Source organism: Jeotgalicoccus halotolerans, assembly GCF_003387165.1.
GTDB lineage: Bacteria > Bacillota > Bacilli > Staphylococcales > Salinicoccaceae > Jeotgalicoccus > Jeotgalicoccus halotolerans.
The window spans coordinates 92,895-105,337 of record NZ_QUMW01000011.1 but is presented as its reverse complement, the minus strand read 5'-3'; the positions used below and the strand labels follow the sequence as shown (position 1 = coordinate 105,337).

At 38.8% G+C, this 12,443-nt stretch carries 12 protein-coding genes; 11 read left to right on the top strand and 1 reads right to left on the bottom strand.

Annotation, left to right across the window (positions count from 1 at the left end):
* The first annotated feature begins 190 nt into the window (after window positions 1-190).
* The 10 genes from DFR63_RS06695 (at window position 191) to lhgO (ending at window position 10,052) form a co-directional block, all read left to right on the top strand.
* The gene (locus tag DFR63_RS06695) at window positions 191-724 is read left to right on the top strand and encodes a thioredoxin domain-containing protein (protein ID WP_162842299.1); all 534 of its coding nucleotides are present in this window, start codon (window positions 191-193) and stop codon (window positions 722-724) included.
* A 57-nt stretch (window positions 725-781) separates the two neighbouring features.
* The gene (locus tag DFR63_RS06690) at window positions 782-1,054 is read left to right on the top strand and encodes a YciI family protein (protein ID WP_115885170.1); all 273 of its coding nucleotides are present in this window, start codon (window positions 782-784) and stop codon (window positions 1,052-1,054) included.
* A gap of 18 nt (window positions 1,055-1,072) precedes the next feature.
* Window positions 1,073-2,413, top strand: a complete 1,341-nt coding sequence (locus DFR63_RS06685) for an anthrax toxin lethal factor-related metalloendopeptidase (protein ID WP_115885169.1) — start codon at window positions 1,073-1,075, stop codon at window positions 2,411-2,413.
* Between the two features lie 154 nt (window positions 2,414-2,567).
* A complete protein-coding gene (locus tag DFR63_RS06680) occupies window positions 2,568-3,296 on the top strand; it encodes an MBL fold metallo-hydrolase (protein ID WP_162842298.1) in 729 nt (242 codons plus the stop codon).
* Window positions 3,297-3,316: 20 nt separating this feature from the next.
* Entirely contained in the window at window positions 3,317-4,543 is a 1,227-nt protein-coding gene (locus DFR63_RS06675; RefSeq protein WP_115885167.1) for an Nramp family divalent metal transporter, read from the top strand.
* A 24-nt stretch (window positions 4,544-4,567) separates the two neighbouring features.
* Window positions 4,568-5,449 (top strand): DUF6282 family protein, encoded by an 882-nt coding sequence (locus DFR63_RS06670; RefSeq protein ID WP_245954153.1) that lies wholly within the window; start codon window positions 4,568-4,570, stop codon window positions 5,447-5,449.
* A 21-nt stretch (window positions 5,450-5,470) separates the two neighbouring features.
* Complete coding sequence (locus DFR63_RS06665) at window positions 5,471-6,172, top strand: FadR/GntR family transcriptional regulator (RefSeq protein ID WP_115885166.1); 702 nt, start codon at window positions 5,471-5,473, stop codon at window positions 6,170-6,172.
* Window positions 6,173-6,181: 9 nt separating this feature from the next.
* Window positions 6,182-7,588, top strand: coding sequence for an FAD-binding oxidoreductase (locus DFR63_RS06660; RefSeq protein WP_115885165.1), 1,407 nt, complete (start codon window positions 6,182-6,184; stop codon window positions 7,586-7,588).
* Window positions 7,581-8,855, top strand: coding sequence for a (Fe-S)-binding protein (locus DFR63_RS06655; RefSeq protein ID WP_115885164.1), 1,275 nt, complete (start codon window positions 7,581-7,583; stop codon window positions 8,853-8,855). Before DFR63_RS06660 ends, DFR63_RS06655 begins: the two co-directional genes overlap by 8 nt.
* Complete coding sequence (gene lhgO / locus DFR63_RS06650) at window positions 8,856-10,052, top strand: L-2-hydroxyglutarate oxidase (protein ID WP_115885163.1); 1,197 nt, start codon at window positions 8,856-8,858, stop codon at window positions 10,050-10,052. It abuts the gene before it with no gap.
* 99 nt (window positions 10,053-10,151) lie between these two features.
* Here the strand turns inward: lhgO and DFR63_RS06645 are convergent, their stop codons facing one another.
* A complete protein-coding gene (locus tag DFR63_RS06645; RefSeq protein ID WP_115885162.1) occupies window positions 10,152-11,303 on the bottom strand; it encodes an aminotransferase class I/II-fold pyridoxal phosphate-dependent enzyme in 1,152 nt (383 codons plus the stop codon).
* A 138-nt stretch (window positions 11,304-11,441) separates the two neighbouring features.
* Here DFR63_RS06645 and DFR63_RS06640 point away from each other — a divergent pair, with 138 nt between their 5' ends.
* Window positions 11,442-12,443 (top strand): DctP family TRAP transporter solute-binding subunit, encoded by a 1,002-nt coding sequence (locus DFR63_RS06640; RefSeq protein ID WP_115885161.1) that lies wholly within the window; start codon window positions 11,442-11,444, stop codon window positions 12,441-12,443.

Genomic DNA, 12,443 nt, shown 5'->3' with positions numbered 1-12,443 from the left:
TTGACGTTATTAATGAAGTAATGGTATTTTAGAAAATAATTAAATTTGCTTAGCTGTTTTAAAATATATAACCCCTTAACAGGCACTTTCCACCCGGGAAGGTGCCTGTTCTCTTTTTATTAATGAGATTGCGCACTAGGAAAATTGGGTATGTTTAGTACTAAGCGAAATAAAAATTGGGGGAGTTTTTGTGAAAAACAGATACAGTGCGGATATTGAATACTTAACAGTCGGTCTTGAGCACGCATCAATTGAAGTGGAAGCATTTGTGAACCTCGGCTGTCCATACAGTGCCAGGTTTTTTGAAATTGCCTCTGAAGTGATTAAACCTTATACAGACAGCGGACATGTGAAGTTTGTTATTAAACATGTTGACCGGACGAAGGACCGGCTGCTCCGCGGAACAGTTGCTAATAATTACGTCGATCACGATGACCCGATAGAAGGGTTTGAGGTGCTGAAAAAGTTATTTCAAACACAGGAGTCCTGGGTGAAGAGCTTCAGGAAAACACTTGAAATGTGTGAAGACACGCTCGGACTGCCTGAAAAAATGGCGGCCTATGAACGCGGTGAAGCAGTGCTGGAAGATTTTAATAAACGCGGGCTGAAAATTGTGCCGACAGTATTTATTAATGGCGAACATCTCACGGAATATAAGCCTGCAGACCAGAACAAAGAAGACATCAGCAGAATATTAACTGAAAGAATAGAGTCATTGAAATAGGCTGGAGTTTCCAGTCTGTTTTCATTTAGTGTATATTACTGTTAAGGAGATGAAGCAATGAAGTATTTCGCAGTGTTTTTATCGATGAAAGATGAAGAATTATCACGCGTACATAGACCGGAGCATCTGGAATTTTTAGCGCGGCAAAGAGAAGCGGGCAGCGTGCTGATGAACGGACGGTTCGCCGACGGTGCCGGCGGTCTTATAATTTATCGTACAGAAGACACAGAGTCAGCGGTCGCACTCGTAAAGCAGGATCCCTACATTTCGCTTGGGGCGAGAGATTATGAAATTCATGAATGGGATATGGAGACAAATTACGAGTTTTAAAAGTTCGGAGTGATAAGGATGAATGCAGCAAAGAGAATTACATTATTAATAGCGGGAATATTATTGTTATGGGCGCCGGGGGTTCACGCCGAAGAAGCAATCAATCCGTATTTGCAGAATATGGTCGATGTACGGGCATCATCTGATGAAAGCTGGCAGGAAGCACAGAGAATGATCAGCCGTATGAATCATGTTGAAAACAGTATCTTATATCAGACGAGCAATAACGGTGCAGTGTTTATTTTGGCGGATACACCGATTACAGAACAGCCGGAATTCGCACACTTAAAAGGCGTTGTGCCGAGAGGCCATACAAGCTCCTGGGATGAAATTCCGGGAGCCGGCGGCCACGTTTCGATGGCGCGTATCGGCTACAGTGAATACGGCAAAGGACATTCGACAATTAACTTGGAGCTCCATGAATACGGTCATGTTGTCGATTCATTTACAGTAGGGGTCCAGGTCAGCGAGACTGAAGAATTCAGAGCCATACATGCAGAAGAGGTAGATCAGCTGTTCGGCGGCAGTTCGCAGCGTGAATACTACAATATGGCCGAGGAGTATTTCGGTGAAGCATTTGCGATGTACTATTATACTGATGATTCACGTTCTGAATTAGCCGAGAAAGCACCGAAAACCTATGCTTTCTTTGAAGATTTTGCCCACCGGATTTTATCAGCAGGGGAAGTCACAGGCAATACCGCAACGATGTACTGGGATGCTCATGAAGATGCGGCTGAGTATGAAATGTTCCGAAATGGAGAATCCGTTGGAACGACGACAAGCAGCAGCTTTAGAATTGAAGGTTTAAATACAGACACTACTTATGACTTTCACGTTGTCGCCAAAGATGGAAATGGTCAGGAATTGTATACTTCATATACGCGCTCAGCGCTGACAGGCAGTGTTGAGGATACTGATACGTCAGAACTGGAAGCGACGATTTCGGAAGTTGAAGAAGCGTATCAGGACCGTAATATGGGAGAATCATTGACCCGTGCCCTGGCTAATTCGAAAAGTTATATTTCTGATGTTTACAATTTGAAACAGGATGAAATTGATAATCTAAACAGCAATCTGGAAGAAGCATGGGAAGCTGATGAAACAGCGCAGCGCGAAGCGGAAGAGCAGCGGGAACGAGAAGAACAGGAAGCCCGTGAAGAAGCAGAGCAGAAGGCCGAAGCAGAAAGACTTGAAAAAGAGAAACAGGAGCAGCTTGAAGCGGAAGAACGTGAAAAAGCTGCTGAAGAAGCGAGGAAACAGGAATTGCAGGACACGATTATTAAGATAGCAATTGGAGCAGGGATTATCCTTGCTGCGATTATTGGGATAATCGTTTATAGGAAGAGAAAACATTAAGATATATGTAAGTTCTCAGGAGATTATCCTGAGAACTTTTTTATTTTTGGAAATTTAAATAATTATCAGATAAATGTTGTAATATATCCATCTTTATTGTAAGGTTATCATATTGTATTACAAGTGAAAGCGTATTCAAAAAGGGAGGGATTATGTGGAGTTTGAAATCATACCAGTATTTCATGGCTTTCCTGCCAAGTCGTCTAGAGGATTTTTGGGTTGGAGCAGCGTATATCTAATCAAGGTCGAAGAGCAAAATCAAGAAAAATTTATGCTGTTCGATACAGGAGGTTATAACGAAAGATTTGAATTAATAAGACGATTGAAGGAGTTAAATTTAAATCTCAAAGATATAAACTCTGTATTTATAAGTCATTTACATTTTGATCATGCCGTCAATTGGACATTATTCCCAAATGCAAATATTTATATTAGTTCGGGGGAGCTGGTTACTCAAGAAACAGCTGAAGATCTTATGGTTCCTGATTTTCATTGTGAAAAATTAAAAAATCATATAAATACAAAAACAATAGAAGAAGGGGATATAATTCATGGTTTTGAAGTTGTCAGCTTACCAGGACATACTTTGAACTTAATGGGTTTAAAAAGAGATGATACTTACTTAGTGAGTGATGCTATCAAAAATCGAAAAGAAATTCTAAAAAGTCAATTAACTAATACAATTAATAAAGAATTAGCAATGAGTACAATAGATTTTTTATTAAACAATGCAAATATAATTTATCCAGGACACGATATTCCATTAATAAAAAAGTCCGGGAATTGGGAACCAGTAATAAATAATAAAATGTCAATATTATATCCAGATCATTTAATAGATTTTAATGGAAAACCAAAAATAGAATTAAATATTAAAGATTAACTAATTAGAGGGGTATGTAAATGAAAAAGTTTTTCAGTATGTTTAAAGAGATTGGACCAGGAATGTTGGTTGCTGGAGCATTCGTTGGAACGGGAACAATTACCACAAGTATCGTTGCAGGAACAGAGCATGGTTATACGTTATTATGGGCATCTGTTACGGCAGCAGTAATCATTACAATAATTCTGCAGGAAATGACAGCGCGTTTAGCTATGACTACTGGAGAACCTTTGGCTAAAACGGTACGTGATAAATTAGGGTTATGGGCAAGTATTATTGTAATCACAGCAATTGTTGGTGGAAACGCCGTATATTCAGTCGGTAACTTGTCCGGTGTTAATATAGCTATGGGTGGATTAATAGAAGGTATTCCAGCGAGTTTCTGGATAATACTAGTTACACTAATATATTGGACTTTATTGATGATTGGTAAATATAACGTTTTGGAAAAAACTGTTACAATACTTGTTATTTTAATGGGATTAGTATTTTTAATAAATATGATTTATGTAAAACCAGATTACACAAATATAATTACAGGTTTGGTAGTTCCTACATTTGAATTAAATCATATAACTTTAATAATTGCTTTAATAGGAACTACTGTCGTTCCTTATAACTTTTACCTACATTCTACAGCTGTATTAGAACGAGGATGGCATAAAAATGCTAGAGCTAATGTGACACTTATGCGCTTTGATACTATAATTCCAATTTTTATTGGAGGATTGGTAACTATGGCTATTGGTGTAGTAGCAGCAACAGTTTTACATCCTTTACATTTATCAACTGGACTAGAGATTCAAGGAGCCAGTGAAATGGCGATGACCCTAGAACCCATCCTTGGCAATATAGCATATTTTTTATTTAGTATAGGACTCTTTGCAGCAGCAGTATCTTCAATGCCTATGGCTGCGCTTTCTGCAGCATATGTTTTTACACAAAGTTTGGGACTATCTACAGATTTAAAAAGTACTCCATTTAGACTCGTATTTAGCTTTGTATCATGGGTTCCGGTATTTTTTGCTGTTGGTGTAACAAATCCAGTTTGGACGATTGTGTTAGCACAATCAATTAATGGAATGCTCCTACCAATCACTGCCATATTAGTGATTTATTTAATCAATAGAAAAGATATTAGCGGAACATTAAGAAATAATAAAGCTCTTAATATTATAGGTGGTTGTGCTGTATTATTTACGATAATACTCGGTTTTTTAAATATAGTTCAGACTTTTAGTTCATAATTATAATGAGGAAGTGGAATCAACGTGAAAAAGTGGAATTCATTACTAACTGATGCTATAGAAATGCATGCTCATTCTTCGCCAAGTATTTTTGAAAGAAGACAAAATGATTGGGAGTTATTAGAAGATGTCAATGCAGCAGGAATGAATGGGATTGTTTTGAAATCTCATGAGAGTACAACTTTTGATAGAGCAGAATTACTTCAAATTAAATATCCTGAATTAAACATATTCGGAGGAATAGTCTGTAATTTGTTTACTGGCGGTTTAAGTAAAAACTCAGTCAATATGGCATTGGAAATGGGTGCTAAGATAGTATGGATGCCAACTTTATCAGCCTTACAACATAAAAAATATTTTTCTCAGAATATTAAAAGAAGTATATTTAAAACTAGTAAGACAGTTGATGACTTTTCAGAGGGTTTAACAGTAATCAATACTCAAAATGAAGTGAAAGATAACGTGAAGGAAATACTAACATTAATTGCTGAGTATGATGCAGTGCTAGCTACTGGCCATTTAAATCATTCGGAGGTACTTCTACTTGTGGAAGAAGCTAAGAGAATAGGTGTAGAAAAAATCCTGATTCAACATGCAGATCTTGGTATAGCAGCTATACCTTTAGAAGAGCAAGTCCATTTGGCTCAAAATGGATGTTATATAGAGAAATGTTATCTAGCATGTGGTCAAGATTTCAATAACTTATCCATTAGAGATTTAGCTGATTCAATTTTAGAAATTGGTGATAATCACTGTGTATTGGTAACTGATTATGGGCAAGCTCACAATATACCTGTTATTAATGCTTTAGAACAATTCATTGAAAAGCTAGTAGAAGAAGGTATTCCTGAGAGCAGTATTAACAAAATGGTTAGTGAAAACCCTAAATTTTTGCTAAATATCTAGTATATATTTAATGGAGGAAGTATGGAGCCTATTAAAAAAGAGAAATTATCTGATTTGATATTCGGCAACCTTGTCGAACAAATAAAAAGCGGGGATTATAAGATTGGCGATAAGCTCCCTTCCGAAAATGAACTGGCTAATTTTTATAAGGTCAGCCGGGTACCAATCAGGGAAGCATTAAGTAAATTAATTTCCATTGGCTATGTAGAATCAAGCCAAGGGAAAGGAACGTATGTGAAAAATACATCTGTTACGGAACAGGTCAAAAAATTTACTTATGGAACTTTCAATAAAAAAGAGCTCTTTGATTTACTCGAAATGAGAACGGTAATAGAAGTCCGCTCAGCATATTTCGCAGCAGAACGCAGAACTGAAGATGATCTTTTAAAAATTGAAGAAGCCTTAAATCATTTTAGGAAAATCACTACTAATCAGCAGATTATAGGTATGGAAGCTGACTATGATTTTCATAAAGCTGTGGTTATTTCGACTCAGAATGATTACCTGATTCAGACATTTAAGAATCTGCAGTCAGTACACCGTGATGCACTTGAGTTTTCTCTTAAATTAAATGTCGGAAAACCAAGAAAAAGAGAACAGGTTTATGATGAGCATGCAATTATTTATGATGCTATTAAAAAACAGAATCCGGAACTTTCATCCAATTTAATGAAAGAACATTTATTTAATATGAGAAGAAAACTCGGTGACGATAGAATTTAGGTGGTTTATATGGAAAAGATAATAATAGATAAATTAAATAAGATTTTTAAAGAAAGATTGCTAAAGGCGGTAGACGAAAGAGTGTCATACAGTTATGACGCTTCTTTTGGCCAGCATATACCGGATTTAGTGGTTCAGGTATTAAGTGCTGAAGAAGTACAAAAAACTGTTGAAATTGCTGATGAATTTGCAATTCCAATTTATCCAAGGGGAGCGAGTACCAGTTTATCCGGCGGGCCTCTGCCAGTTCACGGCGGTATCGTGATGGATTTCTCACAATGGACCCAAAAATTGGAGATTTACCCGGAAGACCTGATAATCAAGGTGAGTCCAGGTGTAAAGACCGGAGATATTCATAAGCTGGCCGAGCAATATAATTTAATGTATGCTCCGGATCCGTCATCATCTTCAATTTGTACTATCGGTGGAAATTTGGCTGAAAACGCCGGAGGGCCGAGAGGCGTGAAGTATGGTGTGACTAAAGACTATGTTATTGGTCTTGAAGTCGTTACTGCTGCAGGAAAACTGATTAGAACAGGCGGCTGCACTGTAAAGAATGTAACAGGATATGACTTAACGAAACTTCTTATTGGTTCTGAAGGCACACTTGGAATTATTACTGAAGCGACATTAAGATTGATTCCTAAACCACTGGATACCATGACGGCTATGATTATATTTGATGATTTATATACCGCAGGTAAATCAATTTCTAAAATACTGACTGCAGGTGTAAGACCTTCTAAAATGGAAATTTTAGATCAAAATTCAATAAATAAAGTAGAAGATTATGCAGAGTTGAATCTTCCAAGAGATGCAGCAGCAATTATCCTTGTTGAAGTGGATGGCGATCCTGAAGTTCTGCCGAAAGAACTTTCAGTGATCAAAAAAGCGTTAGAAGAAATTGGAGTTTCTAATGTTCAGGTTGCAGAAAATAAAGACCAGGAACAAAAGCTGTGGCAGGTGCGCAAACTGGTTTCTCCTGCGATTGTGACAAGCGGATATACTAAGATTTCTGAAGACGCAACAGTACCGCTGAGTAAAATACCGGATATGTTTAAGAAAATTGATGAAATAAAGAACAAGTACAATCTTAATATTGTTGTTTTCGGACATGCGGGAGATGGTAATTTACATCCTACAATCAACACAAATATGAGAGATGAAGAAGAAGTGAAAAGAGTTGAGTTTGCAGTTGAAGAAATATTCAACTATGCGATTGAGCTTGGCGGTACGCTATCGGGGGAACATGGTATAGGAACGATGAAGAAAGCATTTATGCTAAATGAAGTCGGCGAGGATGGTCTCGATTTTCAAAAAGCGATTAAAAAAGCCCTGGACCCTAAAAACATTTTAAATCCAGGCAAAATATTTCCTGAAGAAGGAGAAAAAAGGTTAGTGTTGCGAAATGGCTAATGCATTATTGAATAAACTGGATATTGAAGCTACCTATGACTGTGTGCAATGTGGTTACTGTCTTCCAGTCTGTCCGACATATATAGCATTCAAAAAAGAGAAACACTCACCTAGAGGAAGAATTAATCTTGTTCAAATGGCTGCGAAAGGTAAAATAACCATTGAAGATATGCAGGAAGGGATTGATCTGTGCTTAGGCTGCAGAGCCTGTGAAACAGTCTGTCCGACTAATGTCAGATATGGAGACATACTGATGTCTGCTGTAGAAGTATTAAAAGAGAATAAAGACATGGGTGTCATAGAGAAGGTTAATCGAACAGCAGCTTTTAAGTTTGCTTTGAAAAACAAAAATGTATTAAGGATTATCAATAAAGGACTGTACGCTTATCAGATATCGGGTATGCAGAAAGTCGTTAAAAATTACAATCTGCTCAAGCCGGTCAAAAAATTTAATCAAATGAATAAAGCGATGCCGGATGTCATTTTGAGTAAAAGAATTACAAGAAATATTAATCCTTTCAGACGTAATGATTTATCGATTGGCTTTTTCCAGGGATGTATCATGGACTCATTCTTTGCAAACATTAATGAACTTGCTATTAAGATTATGAAGAAACACTATGTACAGGTAACGAATATACCGAAACAGGGATGCTGCGGTGCACTTCAGCATCATGCAGGAGAGACGGCACAGACAGTCGAACTTGCCATGAAGAATATCGCGGCATACGAAAAATATGACTTTGACTATATTGTTAATACTATCGGCGGGTGCGGAGCAACTTTAAAAGAGTACGATAAGCTTTTTGAGCCGGGAACTGATTGGCATAAACGTGCCGTGGAATTCACGAATAAAGTTAGAGACATCTCGCAGATTATGGCATTAATCGATTTGGATTTAGTCCATGGTATCGATAAAAATGCAGTGTATCAGCCGTCATGTCATCTTGAGAATGTCCAGAAAGTATTCAACGATCCTTTAAAACTGATCAACAAAATTCCGCAGCTTAATTATATAGAAATGCCTCAAAAATCTTTATGCTGCGGTTCTGCAGGAATATATAATATTTTGCATTTTGATGAATCCATGAAGATTTTGGATATGAAAATGCATAATGTAAAGATAGCAAAACCAAATTTAATAATCACGTCTAACCCGGGCTGTCATATTCAGATGCAACTGGGCGTAGAACGTGAGGGATTGAGTAACGAAATCGCAGTGAAACACATAGTGGAAGTCATTGCAGAAGCTTGCGGGGTGGAATAAATGAAAGCAGATATTTTAATTGTAGGTGCGGGAATAATCGGTTTGAGCACGGCTTATCAACTGTCTGAAATAAATCCTTCTAAAAAAATTGTTGTGCTGGATAAAGAAGCGAGAGCTGCTGAACATCAGACAGGGCATAACAGCGGAGTAATACACTCTGGGATTTATTACCGGCCGGGGTCTTACAAAGCAGAATTCGCCAAAAATGGTTCCGCATCAATGATAGAGTTTTGCAAGAAACACAACATTGAATATAACCAATGTGGAAAAGTAATCGTTGCGACTGAGGAAGAAGAACTAGAACGTATGCGTAATTTATACGAACGGGGGTTGATGAACAAACTGGACGTTACACTGCTGGATGGAGAAGCGGTACGTAAAATTGAACCATACGTTAATACAGTCGGCGGTATTCATGTGAAAAATACTGGTATCATTAATTTCCGTGAAGTCACTGAGAAATTTGGTGAACTATTTATAAACAACGGGGGAGAAATTCATTACAATAATAAAGTTGAAGCGGTAAAAAATAACGCAGATACGATTGAAGTGACGACGAACAAAACCGTTTATGAAGCAGATTACCTTGTTAACTGTGCTGGCCTGTACAGTGACAAACTAGCTAAGTTGAGCGGAATTGATACTGACGTTAAGATAATCCCGTTCAGAGGAGAGTACTTTAAACTGAATGAAGATGCGGAGAAATACGTTAAAACATTAATCTATCCGGTACCAAACCCTGAGCTGCCATTCCTTGGAGTGCATTTTACAAATATGGTTGGCGGGGGTGTGGATGTAGGTCCGAACGCTGTGCTTGGATTTAAAAAAGAAGCCTACAAGAAAATTGGTTTTGATAAATCTGAGACATTAGAGATTTTAACATTCCCGGGACTTTATCGAATGGGATTAAAGAACGTTAAAGAAGCAATTGGAGAATACTATAGATCATTTAATAAAAAAGCATTTGTTAAAGCAGCGCAGAAATTAATTCCTCTTATTAAAGCGAGTGAGATAACACCTATGGAAGCAGGGGTCAGAGCCCAGGCAATGAAACCGGACGGCACACTGCTGGATGATTTTTACTTTGAAGAAAATGACCGCAGTATTCATGTGCTGAATGCACCATCACCTGCGGCCACATGCTCAATTGAAATAGGTAAAGAAATTGCCCAGCGTTTTAATACCAAATTTAGTTAAAAAAGATTATTAAACTAAATGCTCGTGCCTCCGTGAGAAATACAAACGAATTTAACCCAAAAAAGGTTCGCCGGAAATCTTCCGGTGAACCTTTTTTTACTAACTCAAGCTTTTCACAAATGCTTCCAGTCTGTTCATAGCTTCTTCAAGCGTTTCAATTGAACTCGCAAACGAGATGCGGATGTGGCCGGCACCGTGTTCAGAGAAGGCGGAACCCGGAACGACTGCCATATGTTTCTCTTTCAGCAATGCTGCCGCGAAGTCCCAGTCGTCCATTCCCGTAAATGAGATGTCGGGGAATATGTAAAAAGCACCGCCCGGTTTTTCTACTGTACAGCCCATTTTTACGAGTCTGTCGTAAACATAGTCACGGCGTTTAAAATATGCTTCATTCATCACTTTCGGATAATCTTTTGCATTTGTCAGCGCCTCAAGCGCCGCATACTGGCTCGGCACCGCTGCACAGATTGAGTTGTTTAAATGCACTTTTAATATTTCATCGCTTAAATGTCTAGGTGATAATGTATAGCCGACTCTCCAGCCGGTCATCGAATGAGATTTTGATACGCCGTGAATCAGTATTGTTTTATTGTATATATTATCCATGCTGCCAAACGAAATATGTTTGTTTTCATAAACATTTTCGCTGTATATTTCATCGCTGATAAGGAATAAGTCCTTGCTGCTGATAAAATCTGCAATATTTTTTACATCTTTTTCTGATAAAGACGCGCCTGTCGGATTAGATGGATAGTTTAAGAGCACAGCTTTAGTGTTATTAGTAACTAAAGCCTCCAGCTTTTTAATATCCGGGACGAATTGTGTGTTGCTGACATCGAGATATTTTACGGTGCCGCCATTCAATTTAATCAGCGATTCGTAGGCTGGGTATGCAGGTGCGGTAATAATGACTTCGTCGCCTTCAGTTAAGATCGTGCGGAGGACTGAGTCAAGTGCTTCACTCGCTCCATTTGTTATCACAACCTCATCAGCAGTGTAATAAGCGTTATATTTATCTGCAAAAAAGTCCGCAGCGGCCTGGCGCAGTTCAACGATGCCTGCGTTTAGAGAATAGCCGGTTTTATTATTGCTGATCGCTGTGATAGCCGCTTCTTTTACGCTGTCGGGTGTAGGGAAATCAGGCTGTCCGATAGTTAAATTGACACCGTCAGGAAAAAGCTGAACCTGATTTGAAAATACTCTGATTCCCGGGATGGATAAAGCTGTCGCACGCGGATTTAAATCTGGCATGTGTTTCACTCCTATAATGAACTATTCTATCCATTATAGAATTTTCAGTTAATAAAAAGCAAATTGGATTGTCGTTTGTATAACATTGCATTTTAATTTATAATTATTAGAAAATGATAAGGGGGAGCTGACAGGATTATGAGAAAATATACGTTACTGGCAGGTGTTTTATCATTTTTACTGCTCCTTGCGGCATGCAGTAAAGACGATGAAAGTGTCACGCTGCAGTTTGGACACGCCCTGCCGCCGGATACGAATCAGGCAATAGAGATTAATAAAATGGCTGAAGCGGTGGAAGAAGAAACGGAAGGCAGAGTAAAATTTGAAATTTACCCGAACTCACAGCTCGGCAGCGAAACTGAAATGCTGCAGCAGGTCGATGTGGGAGCGATGAACGGCCTTGCTGTAATGGTTGGTTCTATGCAGACCATGGATATGCGGCTTGCGATTGAAGATCTTCCGTACATGTGGCCGAGTGAACAGGAGGCACGTGAAGCTTATGACGGTGAGTTTGGAGAGTACATAGCAGATATTGTTGAAGAATACGGTATGCATACAGCGGGATATCTGGAGTGGGGTTTCCGCCACGTAACAAATAATGAGGGGCCGGTCGTAAAACCGGAGGATTTAAAGGGAATGAATATCCGCGTGGCGGAAACAGCGCTCCGCGTCGATACGTTTGAACAGGCGGGTGCCCTGCCGACAGTTATGGCTTTCAGTGAAGTATACGGGGCACTGCAGCAGGGCGCGCTTGATGCGCAGGAAAATCCGCTCGCGAATATCGTTGCACCGCGTTTCAATGAAGTGCAGGATTACTTATCGCTGACCGGCCATTTTTATAACACGGTCATGGTTGTAATCGACGGGGAAACTTGGGAGGAAATTAGTATCGAAGATCAGAAAATCCTCACAGCTGAAATCGATAAAATTTCGAAAGAAATTCAAGCAGCAAACGACGAAACAGAGTCTGAGCATATAAAATTTCTCGCTGAAAATGGTATGGAAGTTAACGATAACGTGGATAAGGAAGCCTTCAGAGAAGCGATGATGCCTGTATATGACAAATGGGAAGACACAGTGTTCGGCAAAGAAATGATGGATATGTACCGCAGGAATTCCGGATGGGAGGATGATGAGTAA